18 protein-coding genes and 1 pseudogene are annotated in these 16,805 nt (G+C 65.9%); 9 read left to right on the top strand and 10 right to left on the bottom strand.

The genetic code is table 11. The features are described 5' to 3' along the window. Nucleotides 1-14: 14 nt before the first annotated feature. Together C8J47_RS03735 and C8J47_RS03730 are read right to left on the bottom strand one after the other, a co-directional pair. On the bottom strand, nucleotides 15-1,079 hold the full coding sequence (locus tag C8J47_RS03735; RefSeq protein ID WP_121884465.1) for a sugar phosphate isomerase/epimerase: 1,065 nt from the start codon (nucleotides 1,077-1,079) through the stop codon (nucleotides 15-17). Beyond that, on the bottom strand, nucleotides 1,076-2,320 hold the full coding sequence (locus C8J47_RS03730) for an MFS transporter (protein ID WP_121884464.1): 1,245 nt from the start codon (nucleotides 2,318-2,320) through the stop codon (nucleotides 1,076-1,078). Before C8J47_RS03730 ends, C8J47_RS03735 begins: the two co-directional genes overlap by 4 nt. A gap of 125 nt (nucleotides 2,321-2,445) precedes the next feature. Here C8J47_RS03730 and C8J47_RS03725 point away from each other — a divergent pair, with 125 nt between their 5' ends. The 3 genes from C8J47_RS03725 (at nucleotide 2,446) to C8J47_RS03715 (ending at nucleotide 5,241) form a co-directional block, all read left to right on the top strand. After that, nucleotides 2,446-3,450, top strand: a complete 1,005-nt coding sequence (locus C8J47_RS03725; RefSeq protein WP_121884463.1) for a LacI family DNA-binding transcriptional regulator — start codon at nucleotides 2,446-2,448, stop codon at nucleotides 3,448-3,450. Nucleotides 3,451-3,722: 272 nt separating this feature from the next. After that, nucleotides 3,723-4,487, top strand: a complete 765-nt coding sequence (locus tag C8J47_RS03720) for an NUDIX domain-containing protein (RefSeq protein ID WP_121884462.1) — start codon at nucleotides 3,723-3,725, stop codon at nucleotides 4,485-4,487. Between the two features lie 4 nt (nucleotides 4,488-4,491). After that, complete coding sequence (locus C8J47_RS03715) at nucleotides 4,492-5,241, top strand: extensin family protein (protein WP_121884461.1); 750 nt, start codon at nucleotides 4,492-4,494, stop codon at nucleotides 5,239-5,241. Nucleotides 5,242-5,249: 8 nt separating this feature from the next. On the opposite strand, the gene C8J47_RS03710 is transcribed toward C8J47_RS03715, so the two are convergent. The 4 genes from C8J47_RS03710 to C8J47_RS03695 all read right to left on the bottom strand — a co-directional run bounded on the left by C8J47_RS03710 (nucleotide 5,250) and on the right by C8J47_RS03695 (nucleotide 8,038). Next, nucleotides 5,250-5,804, bottom strand: coding sequence for a hypothetical protein (locus C8J47_RS03710; protein ID WP_121884460.1), 555 nt, complete (start codon nucleotides 5,802-5,804; stop codon nucleotides 5,250-5,252). 236 nt (nucleotides 5,805-6,040) lie between these two features. Continuing rightward, nucleotides 6,041-6,340, bottom strand: a complete 300-nt coding sequence (locus C8J47_RS03705; protein WP_121884459.1) for a hypothetical protein — start codon at nucleotides 6,338-6,340, stop codon at nucleotides 6,041-6,043. A gap of 80 nt (nucleotides 6,341-6,420) precedes the next feature. Continuing rightward, the gene (locus tag C8J47_RS03700) at nucleotides 6,421-7,200 is read right to left on the bottom strand and encodes a transglutaminase family protein (protein ID WP_121884458.1); all 780 of its coding nucleotides are present in this window, start codon (nucleotides 7,198-7,200) and stop codon (nucleotides 6,421-6,423) included. Between the two features lie 88 nt (nucleotides 7,201-7,288). Next, the gene (locus C8J47_RS03695; protein ID WP_121884457.1) at nucleotides 7,289-8,038 is read right to left on the bottom strand and encodes a Bax inhibitor-1/YccA family protein; all 750 of its coding nucleotides are present in this window, start codon (nucleotides 8,036-8,038) and stop codon (nucleotides 7,289-7,291) included. Between the two features lie 122 nt (nucleotides 8,039-8,160). Between C8J47_RS03695 and thpR the strand changes: the two genes are divergently transcribed. The 3 genes and pseudogenes from thpR to C8J47_RS03685 all read left to right on the top strand — a co-directional run bounded on the left by thpR (nucleotide 8,161) and on the right by C8J47_RS03685 (nucleotide 9,298). Next, complete coding sequence (thpR, locus tag C8J47_RS19775; RefSeq protein ID WP_404969241.1) at nucleotides 8,161-8,472, top strand: RNA 2',3'-cyclic phosphodiesterase; 312 nt, start codon at nucleotides 8,161-8,163, stop codon at nucleotides 8,470-8,472. A gap of 15 nt (nucleotides 8,473-8,487) precedes the next feature. Next, nucleotides 8,488-8,718, top strand: a pseudogene (locus C8J47_RS19770) (2'-5' RNA ligase family protein); the annotation flags it as partial. 43 nt (nucleotides 8,719-8,761) lie between these two features. Then, on the top strand, nucleotides 8,762-9,298 hold the full coding sequence (locus C8J47_RS03685; protein ID WP_121884456.1) for a superoxide dismutase family protein: 537 nt from the start codon (nucleotides 8,762-8,764) through the stop codon (nucleotides 9,296-9,298). Between the two features lie 463 nt (nucleotides 9,299-9,761). Here C8J47_RS03685 and C8J47_RS03680 read toward each other — a convergent pair whose 3' ends face one another. From C8J47_RS03680 to C8J47_RS03670, 3 genes are all read right to left on the bottom strand, one after another. Continuing rightward, the gene (locus tag C8J47_RS03680) at nucleotides 9,762-11,363 is read right to left on the bottom strand and encodes an MFS transporter (protein ID WP_121884455.1); all 1,602 of its coding nucleotides are present in this window, start codon (nucleotides 11,361-11,363) and stop codon (nucleotides 9,762-9,764) included. 87 nt (nucleotides 11,364-11,450) lie between these two features. After that, nucleotides 11,451-12,251 carry a hypothetical protein gene (locus C8J47_RS03675; protein ID WP_121884454.1) on the bottom strand — a complete coding sequence of 267 codons (801 nt, stop codon included), beginning with the start codon at nucleotides 12,249-12,251 and terminating at the stop codon, nucleotides 11,451-11,453. Then, complete coding sequence (locus C8J47_RS03670) at nucleotides 12,251-13,471, bottom strand: TIGR04063 family PEP-CTERM/XrtA system glycosyltransferase (protein ID WP_121884736.1); 1,221 nt, start codon at nucleotides 13,469-13,471, stop codon at nucleotides 12,251-12,253. Before C8J47_RS03670 ends, C8J47_RS03675 begins: the two co-directional genes overlap by 1 nt. Nucleotides 13,472-13,568: 97 nt before the next feature. Between C8J47_RS03670 and C8J47_RS19110 the strand changes: the two genes are divergently transcribed. Genes C8J47_RS19110 through C8J47_RS03660 form a run of 3 tightly spaced genes read left to right on the top strand, consistent with a single transcriptional unit; the run spans nucleotide 13,569 to nucleotide 16,150 of the window. Beyond that, nucleotides 13,569-13,715, top strand: coding sequence for a hypothetical protein (locus C8J47_RS19110; protein WP_183129004.1), 147 nt, complete (start codon nucleotides 13,569-13,571; stop codon nucleotides 13,713-13,715). Further along, a complete protein-coding gene (locus tag C8J47_RS03665) occupies nucleotides 13,708-15,063 on the top strand; it encodes a putative O-glycosylation ligase, exosortase A system-associated (protein ID WP_121884453.1) in 1,356 nt (451 codons plus the stop codon). Before C8J47_RS19110 ends, C8J47_RS03665 begins: the two co-directional genes overlap by 8 nt. Before the next feature lie 10 nt (nucleotides 15,064-15,073). Continuing rightward, the gene (locus tag C8J47_RS03660; protein ID WP_310886115.1) at nucleotides 15,074-16,150 is read left to right on the top strand and encodes an acyltransferase; all 1,077 of its coding nucleotides are present in this window, start codon (nucleotides 15,074-15,076) and stop codon (nucleotides 16,148-16,150) included. A gap of 55 nt (nucleotides 16,151-16,205) precedes the next feature. Here C8J47_RS03660 and C8J47_RS03650 read toward each other — a convergent pair whose 3' ends face one another. Further along, nucleotides 16,206-16,769 (bottom strand): type 1 glutamine amidotransferase domain-containing protein, encoded by a 564-nt coding sequence (locus tag C8J47_RS03650; protein ID WP_056065353.1) that lies wholly within the window; start codon nucleotides 16,767-16,769, stop codon nucleotides 16,206-16,208. Between the last annotated feature and the right edge of the window lie 36 nt (nucleotides 16,770-16,805).

Raw genomic sequence — 16,805 nt, 5'->3', positions numbered from 1 at the left:
GAGACGAAGCCGGGTCACGGCCGCTCCTCCGACAGTCCGAGCAGCGTGCGGATGGCGGTGCGATCGACCCCGCTGGCGGCGAAATCGTCGAACGATCGCTCGGTCTTGCGGATGATGTGGTCGCGGATGAACGGCGCGCCTTCGCGGGCGCCGTCATCGGAGCGTTTCAGCGCGCACTCCCATTCGAGAACCGCCCAGCCGTCATAGCCATATTGCGCCATCTTGCTGAAGATGGACGAGAAATCGACCTGCCCGTCACCGAGCGAGCGGAATCGGCCGGCGCGGTCGACCCAGTTCTCGTAGCCGCCGTAGACGCCGGTACGCCCGTTCGGGTTGAACTCGGCATCCTTGACGTGGAAGCACGAGATCCGGTCGTGATAGCGGTCGATGAAGTCGAGATAGTCGAGCTGCTGCAGCACGAAATGCGACGGATCGAACAGCAGGCGCGCGCGCGGGTGGTTGTCGACCGCGGCGAGGAAGCGTTCCCAGGTTGCGCCATCGTGGACGTCTTCGCCGGGATGCACTTCGAACGCGCAATCGACGCTGGCGTCCTCGAACACGTCGAGGATCGGGACCCAACGGCGGGCGAGTTCGGCAAACGCTTCCTCGATCAGTCCAGCGGGACGTTGCGGCCACGGGTAAACGTACGGCCACGCCAGTGCGCCGGAGAAGGTCGCATGTGCGGTCAGCCCGAGATTGGCGCTCGCCTTCGCCGCCAGTTTCACCTGCTCGACCGCCCACAGCTGGCGCTCGGCGGGTTTGCCGTGGACTTCGGGGGGCGCAAAGCCGTCGAACAGCGTGTCGTACGCCGGATGCACCGCGACCAGCTGGCCTTGCAGATGCGTCGATAGCTCGGTCACTTCGATGCCGTGCTTTGCCAAACCACCGCGAAGATCGTCGCAATAGGTCTTGCTCTCGGCGGCGAGCTTCAGGTCGATCAGTTGCGCGTTGCAGGGGATCTGGACGCCGACATAGCCGAGCCCCGCCGCCCATTCCGCCAGACCGTCGAGCGTGTCGAACGGCGCTTCGTCGCCAAGAAACTGGGCGAGGAATATCCCGGGGCCCTTCATACCGGTCATGCTGCACTCTTTCTGGTGTCGTCGCGGAACGTGAACTGGAACAGCAGCGCGATCACCGCCGCGGCGATCGCGGGATACCACCACATATGCTGCCAGTCGGCGATGGTCGGCGATGCGGGCAGCTGCGCGTACAGCAGCGCGCCGATCTGCGACCCGAGCAGCATCCCGACGCCGTAGGTGAACAGCGTCAGCATGCCCTGCGCCTGCGCGTTCACACCCTTGGGCGTGGCGATCGTGCCGGTGTAGATCGCGCCGGCGACGAAGAAGAAATCATAGCATACGCCGTGCAACGCGACGCCGAGATACACCGCCCAGATCGACGATCCGCCATCGCCGATCGCGAACAAGGCGTAGCGCAACGCCCATGCGGCCATGCCGACCAGCAGCAACGGCTTCACGCCGAACCTGCGGTACAACCACGGCATCGAGAACATGAACACCAGCTCGGACATCTGCCCGATCGCGAGCGTGCCGCCGACGTTGCTGATCCCGGTCGCGCCGACATAGGGCGAGGCATAGGCGTAATACATCGCCAGCGGGATCGAGATCAGCGTGGCGCAGGTCATGAAGATCAGGAACGAGCGCTGCTTGAGCAACCCGAACGCCTCGACGCACAACACCTGGCGAAGCACGCTCTCGTCGCGCGGCGCATCCGACGAGACGTTCGGCAGCGTGAAGCTGTAGAGCCCCAGCGTGATCGAGACGACCGCCGCGACGCGGAAGATCTCCGGGCTCGCCGATAGCCCTGCCCATCCGATGATCAGCCCGGCGGTGATCCAGCCGAGCGTACCGAACGCCCGGACGAACGGGAAGTTGTCGGTCCGCTCGCCAAAGCTCTTCAGCGCGATCGTGTTCGCGAGGCCGACCGTCGGCATGTAGAGGATCATGTAGCAGAGCAGCAGCCAGACGAAGGTGCCGCCATTTTCCGGCGTGACCAGCGACGGCAGAACGAACAGCAGCATGCCGCCGACCAGGTGCAGGATGACCATCAGCATCCGCGGGCTGACATAGCGCGCTGCCGCCATGCCGAGCAGGAACGACCCGACGATCGACGCAATCGGCCCGACCGAAAACGCGTTGCCGATAAGGTTGCCGATGCCGACGGTCTGCATGACGAGGCCGAGCGTGACGGTCCAGGCGCCCCAGACGAAGAACTGCAGGAACATCATCACGCTCAGGCGGCCGGTCAGCATCCCACCGACGGCGGGCGCGGCCTGAAATCCATCGTTCGTCACGGCCATTCGCCACCTCTCCGATCGCAGTTTTCCTGCTTGTCGGACACGAGGCTACGGAGGCGTGAAACGAATGTAAAGGATTACATCGGATATATATCGACACTGCCCCAAACCGGATCCATGACGAACCGATGCCGACGATCATCGAAGTGGCCGCACTCGCGGGCGTCTCCACCGCCACCGTGTCGCGCGTGCTGAGCCGCCCCGAACAGGTGTCCGAGGAAACGCGGCGGCGGGTGCTCGCGGTCGTCCGCGAGTCGGGGTACGCGCCCAATGTCGCCGCGCGCAGCCTTCGCACGTTGCGCGCGGCGAAGATCCTGCTGACCGTCCCCGACATCTCGAACGCGTTCTTCGCCAGCGTCATCCGCGGCGCGGAGGAGGCGGCGCGAGACGCGGGGTATTCGGTCGTCGTCGGCGACACGCGGCACGATCCAGACGTCGAGGATCAGTACGCCGATATGCTCTCGCGCCGCGAAGTCGATGGGCTGATCTTCCTCGGCCACCGCCTGCCCGCCAGCCTTGCCCCGCTGATGGCACGCAAGGGGACCGCTGCGCCGATCGTCAACGGCTGCGAATACAGCCCGGAGCTGGGCGTCCCCAGCGTCCACATCGACAACGCCGCGGCGAGCGCCGATGCGATTAACCATTTGATCGATCTCGGCCACCGCACCATCGGCGTCATCACTGGCCCCGAGATAAGCCCGATCAGCCGCGACCGCCTCGCCGGCGCGATCGTCGCCGCGACCCGCGCCGGCCTGCGCGACAGCCTGCACATCCGCATCGGCGACTATTCCGCGGGATCCGCGGTCGATCACACCCGCGACCTGCTCGCACACGACGTCACCGCGCTATTCTGCTTCAGCGACGAAATGGCGATGGGCGCGCTCAGTGCGATCGGCGATGCGAGGCTATCGTGCCCCGCCGACATCTCGGTGATCGGCTTCGACGACCTGCCACTCGCACGTTATTTCCAGCCGCCGCTGACCACCATCGCCCAGCCCAAGGGCATGATCGGGCGCCGCACGGTCGAACTGCTCGTCGACATCCTGCGTGGCGTCGACGGCCCCCCTAAGCAAGTCACGCTCCACCACGAACTCGTGGTGAGGAAAAGCACCGCGGGACTTCGCCCTCGATGACAGAAATCGGCGACAGGATTGTCTGACCGAGATTGACCGTCGCTCTCTCCTTCGCATGACGCCCGCTGCGTCCCTAAATCAAAGCTCGACCGAACCGGCTCGGGCTATCGGCTGTGGCTCCGCCAACGCTAGGGGCGCCCCGGCTGAGCGTAGATCCGCCCGAGATTTACAGACCTTCGAGTCTTCGATGTCCTGAACCCCGCCGATCGAGACCGATCGGCCAACGTCGCGCATGCGCTACCGGACCGGCCGTTCGCGGAGTATCGCGGGCCATGCGCGAATCAGACCCGACGCCCCCGATCCCTGCAGCGACGTTGATCGTGTTCCGCGAAGCATCGGTAGGGCCACCCCAGATCCTGATGGTCGAGCGCGCGAAGGCGATGGCGTTCGCGGGGGGTGCACTCGTGTTTCCGGGCGGGCGGGTCGATCCCGGCGATCATGCGCTGGCGGCGTTGCTGGGGCGTTCCGACGCCGATACCGCCGCGCGGATCGCCGCGATTCGCGAGACTATCGAGGAAGTCGGACTGGCGATCGGCCTGTCGCCGGCACCATCGGCATCGACGCTCGCGACGCTCAGGGCCGCCTTGCACGCGGGGTTCCCCTTCGCGCAGGTGCTGGCGGAGGCAAAAACGCAGATCGACGTCGATGCGCTCGAGTATTTCGCGCGATGGCTGCCCGCGCACGCCGCCGTGCGGATCTTCGACACGCGCTTCTATCTGGCCCGCCTGCCCGCCGGTGCGCCCGCACCCCGCGTCGACGCAACGGAGAATGTCCGCCTGTTCTGGTCCACCGCCGCCGACGTGTTGGCGGATGCCGATGCAGGCCGGGCCACGATCATCTTCCCGACCCGTCGCAATCTCGAACGGCTGGCGCAATTCGCCGATGTCGAGACGGCGATCGCGCACGCGCGGAGTCACCCGGTTCGCACGATCACGCCGTGGATCGAGACGCGCGATGGCGTCGATCGTCTCTGCATTCCCGACGATCTCGGCTATCCCGTGACCGTGGAGCGGCTCAGCGACGCGGTCCGCGGCTGATCGCATGCGCGCGCTTCGTCGTACGATCGGCGGGCTTACGGGGCTCGCATTGCTTGTCGCGCTCAGCCTCGTGCTGTGGGTCAACCTGCGCGCGCGACCGCAGGACCTGCCGTGGACTCCGCTTGATCTCGGCCAACCGATCGGCGCGTTCACCGGCCGCAAGCTGACGGCGCTGACCCGAGATTTTCCGGCGTGCCGGGCGCTGCTCGACCAGGCCGGCGTGTCCTATGCGGTCCTGCCGCCCCGTCGGGACGGAGGCCAATGCGGCTATGCCGATGTGGTTCGCTTGGTCGAAGATCCCCGCGCGGCAGATGGCAAGGTTCGGCGGATCGCGTTCAGCCCGGCTGGATTGCGCCTATCCTGCCCGGTTGCGGCGGCGCTGGCGATGTGGGAATGGAATGTCGTGCAGCCAGCCGCCCAGCGGCATTTCGGCGCCCAAGTCGCGCGGATCGATCATCTTGGCAGCTATAGTTGCCGCCGCATCGCTGGCAACGGATCGAACGCGTGGAGCGAACACGCCACCGCCGACGCCGTCGACATCGCGGGGTTTCGGCTCAGCGACGGCACGCGCATCACGATCGCGGGCGACTGGCGGGGCAACCCGGCGAAAGCGGCGTTTCTCCACGACGTACGCAGCGGCGCATGCACGCTGTTCGCGACGACATTGTCCCCCGATTACAATCCCGCACATGCCGACCATCTCCACCTCGACCAGGCCGAACGCGGATCGATCGGCTGGCGCGCGTGTCGTTAGGTCTTTGCTCAGTTCGCCAGCGTCGTGCCCGAATCGACCTTCTCCACCCAATAGGGAAAGAACACGGGTTGACGGTTCGACCAGCCCGACGCGGTCGCCGCGGCTTCGCTGATCGACTGGAGCAATTTTCGCCGGAGTTCGGGATGCAGATGCGGCAGCGCGGCGGCAGCGCAGAAGGCGGACGGTAGCCATGGCCGGACCTCCGCCCCAATCAGCCGCTCGTACAGGAAGCGCAACGCGGAAAAGCTGGTCAACCGCCCCTGCCCCAGATCGAACGCGACAAGGGTCATCAGCGGCGCGAGGAATGGCTCGATCGCGTCGAGACCGCTGTCGTCGGGCACCATGACGCGAAGTTCGGGCAGCGCATTGTAGAGTCTCGCCTGGGCACGGATGCTTGCCGCCTCGACGATATCGCGGGACCACCGCTCGGTCGCATCGTCACGGTCCAGCCCGACATCCAGAGACCGTCGGATGTAGCGCTGAGCAGCACTCGGAAAAGCCGCGAATTCCTTCATCTCGGCGAGGGTCATCGATCCCTGTGCCGGTTTCATTCTGGAAGCCATGTCGTCACCCCGCTCTCGTCAAGGAACCGGCAGACTATGCGCTCGGATGGTTAACAACGACCCTATCGCGCGTCATCTTTCCGTAACACCAAGCGACCATGAAAGCTGTTGCGCTGCAACAAGGCTGCGACGAACCGAACGAAACTAAGCGATTTGATCGTCTTGCGAGGTGTTTGGGTAACAAAAAAGCGCCGGTCGTTGCCGACCGACGCCCGTTCATTGATCAGATGCGAGGGTTACGCCTGCTTTTCGCGCAGCGCCCGCTCAGCGTCCTCGTCATAACCCGACGACTTCGCCGGCTCGTTGCCAGATCCCGGCTGCGTCGCCGAAATCGGATCGCTGCCGTCCATCGACTCGTCGAGCCCGTTGTCGAGACGCGCGTCGGCGCTGTCGGGGTTCTTCTGCAGGCGTTTGCCGATCGACTTGTCCTGGCCCGCTTCCTGGCGTGGATCGCGACCCGAGCTCTTGCCCTCGGCATCGTTGTGGTCGGGCGCTACGGACAGGCTATCCAGCGCGCTCTTGTCTATGTCGGTCATTGCGACGTCCCTTTTTAATCTTGGCGATGACCAACGGTCGAGGTGCGCTTTGTTTCCCCGCGAAGGGCCCCGGGAAGCGCTCAATCGAGCGGCGTCACTTTCACCGTCTGCTCCCACAGATATGCCTGCCCGAACACCGTCATGAACGCGATATCGGTCGCATCTCTCCCCACACAGACCCGCGCGATATCGCTGCACGTCGCCATCTTGGTCGCATCGATCAGCCGCCAGTCCCCTGCCAGCCACAGCTCCGCGACCGCATGGAAGTCGGGCGGATCGACCCCCGGCGCATAGGCCGACACGCACCGCGCCGGGATCCCGCCCGCCCGTGCGAGCGACACCAGCAGATGCGAATAATCGCGACACACCCCCAAGCGCGACGCAAACGTATCGAGCGCGGTCGTCTCGCCGCTGCTCGATCCACAGCGATAGTCGAGCGACTGGTACACCCACTCGGTCAACGCCGCCGCCAGCGGACCGCCTTCCAGACCCCCGAACTCGCGCGCGACGAAGCCCTCGAAGCGGTCCGACGGACAATAGCGGCTCGGCATCAGATACGGCGTCAGCTCGCCATCGAGCATTCGCGGCGGCGTTGCCGGATACAGCTCGAGCTGCACCCGCTCGCGATTTACGGCGACGATGGCCTTATACTCGGCCGTGAACCGGCCATGCCCGCGCGACCAGCAACGCTGGCCGATCCCGTCCTCGCCGCGCACCGCCCGGATCGGACTGTCGGACCACAGAGTGAGGGACTCGGACTCGATCGTCTGGTCGGCCATCGCCGCCGCCTCGATCTGGAGGAGCACATCGGCATCCCCGGTGATCCCGTAATCCAGACGCACGTCGATCGAGAGCCGCATTGCGCGTCCCATTCCTGTCTCGAAGCCAAAAGAAAAGGGCCCGGCGGTGTCCCGCCGAGCCCTGCGTTCGTCACACCCTTAGCGGGAGTTAATTGCGGCTGCTACCAAACAGACGCAGTACGAACATGAACATGTTGATGAAGTCGAGGTACAGGCTCAGCGCCGACATGATGACGACCTTGCCGACCATGTCCGTGCCAGCGACCTGCGCATACAGGCTCTTGGTACGCTGCGTGTCATAGGCGGTAAGGCCCGCGAACAGCAGCACGCCGACGCCGCTGATAACCAGCTGCATGATGCCCGACTGCAGGAACATGTTGATCAGGCTCGCGACCAGCAGGCCAACGACGCCGATGATCAGGAACGTCCCGAACGCCGACAGGTCGCGCTTGGTGGTGTAGCCGTACAGGCTGAGACCCGCGAAACCGGCTGCGGTGGCGAAGAACGCACCCGCGATCGACGTGCCGCTATAGACCAGGAAGATGGTCGACATCGACAGGCCCATCAGGACGGCAAAGCCCCAGAACAGCATCTGCATCGTGCCGGTCGACATCTTGTTCTGGCCATAGCTCATGCCGAACACGATCGCGAGCGGCGAGAACATGATGACGTACTTCAAGATGCCGCCGGTCATGAACACCTGTGCGGCAGGCGACTCCGCGCCGCCCCATGCGAACAGCATCGCGACGATGCCCGTCAGCAGGACAGCCAAGCCCATGTAGTTATACACGGACAGCATGTACGACCGGAGACCAGCGTCATAGGCCTCGGTACGCTGGCCCGTGGCCGTCGTTCCGAACGGCGCGGCGCGGGGCCGGGGGTCAGACCAATTAGCCATGGTGAAATCAGCTCCTTTGTCCGGCATGGTGCCGGTTACGGTGAATATCGTCTTTTACAGGACGCTTTTCAAGCAGAGTGGTTGCATCGGCATGGTGGTTCGCGGTTAACCTGCCGCAATCCATGATCCGCCTTTTCGTCGCCCTCCGCCCGCCGCCCGCTATCCGTCAGAGCTTGCTCGACATAATGGAGGGCGTACCCACCGCGCGCTGGCAGGACGACGAGCAACTCCACGTGACGCTGCGCTTCATCGGCGAGGTCGAGCGGCCGGTGGCGGAGGACGTCGCGGTCGCGCTCAGCCAGATCGCCGCGCCGGCGCCGAGCGTGTCGCTCGCCGGAGTCGGACGTTTCGAGAAGCGCGGGCGCACCGATACGCTCTGGGCCGCAGTAAGCCCCCACGACGCGCTGGCGGCGCTGCACCGCAAGGTCGACTAGGCGTGCGTTCGTGCGGGTCTCGAACCGGAATGCCGCGCGTATCTGCCGCATATCACGGTCGCGAGACTGCCGCGGTCCAGCGGATTCGGTCCGGCGGTCGATGGCTGGCTGGCGGATCATGCCGGGCTTGCCAGCCCCCTCTTTCCGCTGACCCACCTCGTCCTGTATCAGAGCCATCTGGGAAACGACGGCGCGACCTACGCGCCGGTGGCCCGCTGGCCGCTGGGATCCGGTGGCGGAACCTGAGACACGTCGAAGGGTTCGCCAATACACAACAGGGAGAGACGATATGCGGATTGCGACATTGGCACTGCTCGGCGCGGCAACGCTTGGGCTGAGCGCCTGCGACCAGAAGGGCGTGAAGACGGGGACGCCCGTCGTCGGTGGCCAGCGCGCCACCGCGATGGTGCAGAACGCGAACGGCATCGACGTCGGCCGCGCGACCGCCACCGAAGTCGCCGGCGGCCTGCGCGTCACGCTCGACGCCCAGACGCTGCCACCGGGCACGCACGGCGTCCACATCCACACCGTCGGCCGCTGCGACGGACCCGACTTCACGACCGCGGGCGGACACTGGAACCCGACCGGCATGAAGCACGGCAGCATGAACCCGCAAGGCCCGCACGAAGGCGACCTGCCCAACCTGATCATCGGCACCGACGGTCGCGGCACGATCGGCATCACCATTCCGGGCGCGACGATGGCCGGGCTGCTCGACGCGGACGGCGCGGCGTTCGTCGTCCATGCGGGTCCGGACGATCTGATGACCGACCCGGCCGGCAACAGCGGCGGGCGGATCGCCTGCGGCGTTTTCCAGGCGGGGTAACACCTCCTTCCGTTCGTGGTGAGTAGAGACCGAGTAGCTTGGTAGAAGCGTATCGAGGGCGCGTATCGATGCATGGGTCCCGCGCCAACCCGTCCTTCGATACGCCATCTCGATACGCTGCTCACGCAGCCACCCGATGACTATTCAGAACGAACGAAAAGGGAGGTTGCAGCGACGAATCTCAAACCGCTGGATCCCCCCCCGCCGGGGGGGGAGGTGGCCGGCATCGTCGCCAGCCGGAGGGGGAGGTCAGAGTAAACCTCTGTTCGAAGCCCTCCCCTTCCGTCACCTGCGGCGACACCTCCCCTTGGCGGGGGGAATCAAATCCCGTCCGCGCACCGACGCGCACCGACCTGCCCCCCCCGTTCGCCCTGAGCGAAGTCGAAGGGCATGCCCCACGCTCAGTTGCCTCGACTTCGCTCGGCACGAACGGAAGAGGGTGACCGAACGGGTTCGGGAGCAGTCAAACCGCCTCCCCCGCCGCCCGAGCCCTAGCCTCCCGCGTAGCCTCGGCCTTCGGCGCCAGCCGGTACGCCGCCACCGCACAAACCAGCGTGATCGGCGTCACGACCAGCAACGACAGCATGCCCGTCGACAGGCTCCCGGTCAGCGTCGACACCCGCCCCGCCATATACGGCCCGAGCGCCAGCCCGATCAGCGTCGTCCCGATAAAGAACGTCGCTGTCGCCGTCCCGCGCATCCGCGGCAAGACCATATCCTGCGTGGTCGCCGCCGCAGCGCCCAGCGCACACGACGCGGTCAACTGCGCAAGGAAGATCCCGGCATAGAACGTCGTCGACGACAATGCGGTGAAGGCGAGCACGAGGAACGGGACCGGCACGACCGCGCCGAAGATCACCACCCACAGTCGCCCGGCGGGATTACCCTGCCGCAACCGGTCGGAGACCACGCCGCCGATCGTCAGTCCGAGAAACCCCGCAGTCGCGCCGAGGCTGCCGATCATGAACCCCGCCGACGCCGGCGTCGCGCCCAACTCGCGCAACGCATAGGGCGCCGCCCAGAAACTCGCGGCATAGCTCAGGAACGCGTTCAGCCCGTAGGCTACCACCGTGCACAGGAACGCCGGCGTGCCGACGATCAGCGCGAAGGTCGGCGGATCGCGCCGCTTCAACGCCGACGCCCAAGAGAACACCGCATACACGCCGATCCCGATCGCCACCCATTGCGGCCACGGTTCACCCGCTGCCACCAGCCCCGACACCGCCGCGACCACGACTGCCAGCGCAACCAGATTATAGCCGAGCGCCCGCGCGCCACCCATCGCCGCACCGATCAACGTCAGCGGCGGCACGATCGTCACCAGTTCGGCCCCGAACGCGCGGAACGGCGCCGGATGCTTCTCCGGCTCGGGCAGACCCTCGACCAGCCCGCGGATCGGCTCCTTCAATGTCGCGATCCACACCGCCAGCAACAGTCCCGGCACGCCGACCGCCATGAACGCCGCCTGCCAGCCGACCAGCCCGAGCGGTCCTCCGCCGGGATAGGCCTTGTTCCAGCCCTGCACGATCAGCCCGCCAATGAACAACGAACAGCCGCCGCCCACGTACAATCCAGCGGAGTAGATCGATAACGCCGTCGCCCGCAGCCGCTTCGGGAAATAATCAGAAATGATCGAATAGGCCGACGGACTCGCGGTAGCCTCGCCGATCCCGACGCCGATCCGCGCCGCGGCAAGATGCCCGCCGGTCTTCGAAAAGCCCGACAGCGCGGTCATTACCGACCAGAGCGACAGCCCGATCGTCATCAGCCTGACGCGGTGCCAATTGTCCGCCAGCCGCCCCAGCGGGATGCCAAACAGCGAATAGAACACCCCGAACGCAGTGCCGTACAGGAACCCGAGATCCTGGTCCTTGAGCCCCAGGTCGCGCTTGATGTCCTCCGCCAGGATCGAGATGATCTGCCGGTCGACGAAGTTCAGCACATAGACCAGGAACAGGACCGACAGCACATACCAGGCATAGCGCGATGCGCCCAGTTCGGAGGGCGGGACGACGCCCGAGCTATCGCCCGATCGGTCAGCAAGCTCGTCTATAGTCGCCGCCATGATCCCTCCTCGATGTTTTCGAAGCTTGGGTATCAGAGCTTACCAGATAGAAAAAGCGGTTTCGACCCTATCGGGTACGTCCGGCCCTCAGTGCGCGCCGAGCCGCCGCCGACGGCTCGCGCCCTTCTCAAGCCGGCGTAACAAGGCCTCGATCGTTTGCGGTTGCGCCGCCTCCTTGGGGGGCGTGGTCGGCTCGGCCGGGGGCGTTGCCGGCGCGACGACGGTCGGCTCCGCCACCGGCAGTTCGGTATCGGCGTGCCCCTTCGCCACAGGGACGTCCCCCGGCTCGAGCATCGCCACGGGATCGGCGCTGCCGGCTGCCGCCCTTCTGTTGAGGGCGACGCTCTCCGTCGCGTTCAGCGAGATGTGGATCAGCGACGACACCGGTCGAGCCGGTGCCATCGGTGTCGGCAGGATCGCCGTCGGATCGAACGCCGCCAGTGGAAGGTCGAGATCGACCGGAATGCCGCGCTCGTTGCGGGCAGCGCCGACGCCGACCTCCATCATCGGCGTCCCGAGATCGGCGGCCGACATCGGTTTGCGCGGCGGAGCGTCGGGATGCGCATCGGCGCGACGGACCACCGGCAGATCATCGTGGTGACGCGGGCGCCGGACGAGCAGACCGCCACGCCCTACCAACAGGAACAGCGACGACCACAGCAGCGCCGCGGCCAGCATGCCACCGCCCAAGGCCAGCAACAGGCGCGCCGTCATGCCGAGCGGCGGTGCGGCGGCCGGGATCAACGACGCAACCCCGGTGGTCCAGACCAGGCCTTCGAGGGTGGTGGTCGGCGACAGGAAGACGCCGCCCGCGACGATCACCGCGCCGACGACCGCGCCGTAGACGGGGACCAAACGGATCAGGCGTTGGCGGAGGAATGCGACCATCAATTTTCCCGTGCCGCGGCTGAAACGAGCCGCTGATAGACAGGTGCATAACGTAGAATGTTTGACGACCAGTTACGCTCCGCCTGCACGAAGGCGCGGCCCTGTGCTCGCCGCGCGTCCCAACCCGTGCGATCGTCGAACATCGCACCCAGTGCCGCGGCGATCGCGGCGGGATCGTCGGGCGCGAACAGCGTGCCGGTATCGCTCGCCTTGCCCTCGGCGCGGATCAGTTCGCGGTGACCGCCGACATCCGACGCCGCGACCAGCCGCCCCTGCGCCATCGCCTCGAGTGGTTTCAGCGGCGTGACCAGGTCGGTCAACCGCATCCGTTTGCGCGGATAGGCGAGGATGTCGACCAGCCCGTAATAGCGCTCGACCTCGCCATGCGGAACCCGGCCGATGAAGCGGATCGCGTCCGCCACCGGCGACGCCGCCGCCTGCGCGCGCAACGCCGCCTCCATCGGACCACCACCGACCATCAACAGCCGCGCGTTCGGACGCCGCGCCACCAGCATCGGCATCGCCGCGATCAGGTCGTCCAGTCCCTCGTAATCGTAGAAGCTGCCGATGAACCCAACCACGTCCGCGCCATCGAGCCCCAGTTCCGCGCCGAGCGCATCGTCGCGCGGCGGGGCGGTCCCGAACAGGTCGAGATCGACGCCATTGGGCGACACGATGATCTTGTCCGCCGCGATCCCGCGCGCGACCAGGTCGCCGCGCAGGCCTTCGCAGATTACCGCCACCGCATCCGCGCGCCGCACCGCCCAGGTCTCGAGTGCGCGCGTCGCCCGGTAGCGCAGCGACGTCGCCGTACCCGTTCCGTTGCCGACCGCCGCATCCTCCCAGAACGCACGGATCTCATACACCAGCGGCAGCTTCCGCTTACGCGCTACGATCAGCGCGGCGAGCGCGTCGATCACCGGGGAATGCGCGTGCAGGATATCGGGCTTGAACGCCTCGACCGCGGCCTCGATACGCCGGGCGAACGCCGCGATTCCCGCGACTTCGCCGATCGGGCCGGACGTCAGCCCCGCCGGCGTGCGATGAAAAATCAGCCCGTCGACCGACTCCACCGACGCCGGCGCGTCGCCGTGCCGCGGCCCGGTCACCGCCGCGACGGTCCACCCTAGCCCCTCCTGCGCCTTGAGGATCGCCCGCGTGCGGAACGTATAGCCGCTCTGCAACGGAAGGCCGTGATCGAGGATATGAAGAATGCGCATCGTGCTATCCGCTTGCCACCACATCGCTTAACGGCGCGTCAACCGACCCGACCTAAAGCTGTCGGTCCTAGCATCGTTGCCGGAAGGAGGCCGCCTTATGATCGACAATCTCGCACTCGGCCTCAGCCACGGGCTGATGATGCTCGCTGCGTTCCTTTTGCTCAAGCGCCCCGACCTCGATCGCGAGCCGAGCCCGCACGATACGCCCGAGAAGCCCGACACGAAGACCCGCCCCGGTGCGTGATCTCGCCTTCATCGCGTTCCTGCTGGCGTTCTTCGGGATGGGCTTCCGGCGGCCGTTCCTGCTGGTGCTCGTGTACGTCTATATCGATATCGTCTCGCCGCAGCGCCTCACCTACCTGCTGCTCAACACCATCCCGATCTCATTGATTGCGGTTGCGCTCGCGGTCGGCGGCTGGGTGCTCGCCGACGACAAGCGCGATACGCGGGTCGGCGCGCGGTCGATCCTGATCGTCGTGCTGATGCTCTATTGCTGGGCCACCACGCTCGCCGCCGACTTCCCGGTCGAGGCGCTAGAAAAGTGGGACTGGGTGTGGAAGGCGCTGATCTTCGCCGCGTTCCTGCCGCTGACGCTGCGGACGCGGTTGCGGATCGAGGCGCTGCTGGTCTTCATGGTCCTGTCCGCCTCGTCGATCATTATCGTCGGCGGGATCAAGACGATCGCCAGCGGCGGCGGCGGCTATGGTCAGTTGAACCTGATGGTCGACAATAATTCCGGCCTGTACGAGGGCAGCACGATCAGCACCGTCGCGATCGCGATCATCCCGGTGATCTTCTGGTTCATGGGGTATGGCACGATCTTGAAGCGCGACTGGCGGCTGAAGGGCTTCTGCCTCGCGCTGGTCTTCGCGTGCCTGCTGATCCCGGTCGGCACATCGACCCGTACCGGGCTGTTGTGCATTGGCCTGCTGGCGCTGCTGTCGTTGCGCGCGGTCAAGCGCAAGGGTCTGTATCTGGCGGCGATTGCCGCGCTTGGGGTTGCCGCCGTGCCGTTCCTCCCGTCGACCTTCACCAGCCGGATGAACACCATCAAGACCTATCAGGCGGACGAGTCCGCCTCGACCCGGCTGGCGGTGTGGAAATGGACGATCGACTATGCGAAGGATCATCCGTTCGGCGGCGGGTTCAACGCCTTCCTCGGCAACCGAATCCGCTACGACCTGAAGACCGCCGAGGGTGGCGCGATCACCGGCAGGTCGAAAGTCGAGGTCGACAAGGCGCGCGCGTATCATAGCGCCTATTTCGAGATGCTCGGCGAACAGGGCTATCCGGGGCTGGCGCTCTGGCTGGCGATCAACCTGATCGGCATCGTCCGGATGGAGGTACTGCGCCGCCGCTACCGCGATCCCGACGACGAACTCGCCTGGGCCGGACCGCTCGCCGCCGCATTGCAGAGCGCACATATCGTCTATCTGCTGGGCGCCGCGTTCATCGCGATCGCGTTCCAGCCGTTCATCTACATGCTGATCGGTGCGCAGATCGGCCTCGACACGTATCTCGGTCGCAAGCTCAGCGAGCAGACGTTCCGGCCGATGCGCCGCGTACCGCAATCGCGACCGGCACCCCTATGAAGACCTGCGCGTGAAGACCGAGCTTCGGGCGCTGACCGGCGCGCGCGGTCTCGCTGCCTGGCTGGTCGTCCTCTACCACATCCGGCTGTCGATCGCCGGGCTTCCGCAGGCGGCGCTCGCCATCATCGCCAAGGGCTATCTCGCGGTCGACTTCTTCTTCTTGTTGTCCGGTTTCGTAATCTGGCTGACCTGGCATGAACGCCTGCGTGTGCAGGGCGTCGCCGGGATCGGCCCGTTTCTGCGCAAGCGGATCGCGCGGATCTGGCCGCTGCACATCGTTGTGCTGGCGGGTGCGGTGGCGCTCGCGCTGGTGTTCGTCGCGACCGGCCGCGCCGACCCGGTCGATTATCCCTTCGCACGACTCCCGCTCGACATACTGCTCTTGCAGAATTGGGGGTTCACGGACCGCCTGGCCTGGAACGATCCGAGCTGGTCGATCAGCGCTGAACTCGGCGCCTATCTGCTGTTTCCGCTGCTGATTGCGACGGTCGACTGGCGGCGGCTAGCCAGCCCGGTCTTGCTGGTCGTCGCACTGGCGATCCTCGTGCTGCTCTACCTCACGACGGCCGCGCCGACGCTCGGTACAGATATCCCGCGCTACGGATTGCTGCGATGCCTGACCGAGTTCGCGACCGGTACGATCGTGAGCGCGCTCTGGCTGCGGTGGCGTGATGCTGGGAAAAGGCCGATCGTTATCGCTGCGTCGACCGCAGGCATCGCGTTTCTCGCAGCCTGGGTGGCTGGAGCACCCGAAACGCTGATGGTCCCGGCTGCGTTCGCTTGTCTGCTACTCGTATTGGCGCTCACAACCGCGGCAAATCACAATCCGCTCTCCAGCCGGGCGATCCACTATCTTGGCGAGATCAGCTACTCCACGTATCTCGGCCATTTCATGCTATGGGCGGTGTTCAAGCTGCTGTTCGTCAGCAATGTGGCGCGTGTCCCGCCGATATTGATCGCGCTATACCTCAGCCTGGTACTGCTGGCCTCGATCGCGCTCTACCACCTGGTAGAACGCCCCGCGCAACGCTGGCTCAACAGGCTCCCCTCCCGCCTGCGGGAGGGGTCGGGGGAGGGGCTGCGATAAAAGCCGCAACCCCGTCCCCTCCCCTAACCCCTCCCGCAAGCGGGAGGGGAACAGGTCAGTCGACCGGTTCGTCAGCCAGTTCTTCTTCCAGCGCGTCGATGATAGCCTTGTTGAACGCGGGGATATCGTCCGGCTTGCGGCTCGTGATCAGGTTGCCGTCGACCACGACCTCCTCGTCCACCACGTCCGCCCCCGCATTCTCCAGGTCCGTGCGGATCGACGGGAAGCTCGTCACGCGGCGTCCGTCGATCACGTCCGCCTCGGCCAGCAGCCACGGCGCATGGCAGATCGCAGCGATGATCTTGCCGTCCTCCATGAACTCGGTGATGATCTCGATGGCGCGCTCCTCCTGGCGCATCGTGTCGGGATTGGCGACGCCACCCGGCAGCACCAGCGCATCGTAATCGTCGGTATCGACCTCGTCGAGCGTCAGGTCGGGCGTCGCCGTCTCGGCCTTGTTGATGTCGCCCTTCATACCCTGGATCGGGTCGGTCTTGATCGACGCGAGCGTCACCTTCGCGCCCGCCGCCTCCAGCGCTTTGCGCGGTTCGAACAGTTCGACGGTCTCGAAACCATCGGCAGCGAGCATCAATACGCGAGCTTGGGAAAGATCGGCCATGTCATGTCTCCAGTGAAATCCCGTGCCCCCTCAACC

It is taken from the genome of Sphingomonas sp. PP-F2F-G114-C0414 (assembly GCF_003688595.1).
Lineage (GTDB): Bacteria > Pseudomonadota > Alphaproteobacteria > Sphingomonadales > Sphingomonadaceae > Sphingomonas.
This window is presented reverse-complemented; position numbering and strand designations above follow the sequence as displayed.

Excerpts from the sequence above, each read along its gene's own strand:
- C8J47_RS03735 (WP_121884465.1), bottom strand. The coding sequence starts at position 1,079 with ATGACCGGTATGAAGGGCCCCGGGATATTCCTCGCCCAGTTTCTTGGC.
- C8J47_RS03730 (WP_121884464.1), bottom strand. The coding sequence starts at position 2,320 with ATGGCCGTGACGAACGATGGATTTCAGGCCGCGCCCGCCGTCGGTGGG.
- C8J47_RS03725 (WP_121884463.1), top strand. The coding sequence starts at position 2,446 with ATGCCGACGATCATCGAAGTGGCCGCACTCGCGGGCGTCTCCACCGCC.
- C8J47_RS03720 (WP_121884462.1), top strand. The coding sequence starts at position 3,723 with ATGCGCGAATCAGACCCGACGCCCCCGATCCCTGCAGCGACGTTGATC.
- C8J47_RS03715 (WP_121884461.1), top strand. The coding sequence starts at position 4,492 with ATGCGCGCGCTTCGTCGTACGATCGGCGGGCTTACGGGGCTCGCATTG.
- C8J47_RS03710 (WP_121884460.1), bottom strand. The coding sequence starts at position 5,804 with ATGGCTTCCAGAATGAAACCGGCACAGGGATCGATGACCCTCGCCGAG.
- C8J47_RS03705 (WP_121884459.1), bottom strand. The coding sequence starts at position 6,340 with ATGACCGACATAGACAAGAGCGCGCTGGATAGCCTGTCCGTAGCGCCC.
- C8J47_RS03700 (WP_121884458.1), bottom strand. The coding sequence starts at position 7,200 with ATGCGGCTCTCGATCGACGTGCGTCTGGATTACGGGATCACCGGGGAT.
- C8J47_RS03695 (WP_121884457.1), bottom strand. The coding sequence starts at position 8,038 with ATGGCTAATTGGTCTGACCCCCGGCCCCGCGCCGCGCCGTTCGGAACG.
- thpR (WP_404969241.1), top strand. The coding sequence starts at position 8,161 with ATGATCCGCCTTTTCGTCGCCCTCCGCCCGCCGCCCGCTATCCGTCAG.
- C8J47_RS03685 (WP_121884456.1), top strand. The coding sequence starts at position 8,762 with ATGCGGATTGCGACATTGGCACTGCTCGGCGCGGCAACGCTTGGGCTG.
- C8J47_RS03680 (WP_121884455.1), bottom strand. The coding sequence starts at position 11,363 with ATGGCGGCGACTATAGACGAGCTTGCTGACCGATCGGGCGATAGCTCG.
- C8J47_RS03675 (WP_121884454.1), bottom strand. The coding sequence starts at position 12,251 with ATGGTCGCATTCCTCCGCCAACGCCTGATCCGTTTGGTCCCCGTCTAC.
- C8J47_RS03670 (WP_121884736.1), bottom strand. The coding sequence starts at position 13,471 with ATGCGCATTCTTCATATCCTCGATCACGGCCTTCCGTTGCAGAGCGGC.
- C8J47_RS19110 (WP_183129004.1), top strand. The coding sequence starts at position 13,569 with ATGATCGACAATCTCGCACTCGGCCTCAGCCACGGGCTGATGATGCTC.
- C8J47_RS03650 (WP_056065353.1), bottom strand. The coding sequence starts at position 16,769 with ATGGCCGATCTTTCCCAAGCTCGCGTATTGATGCTCGCTGCCGATGGT.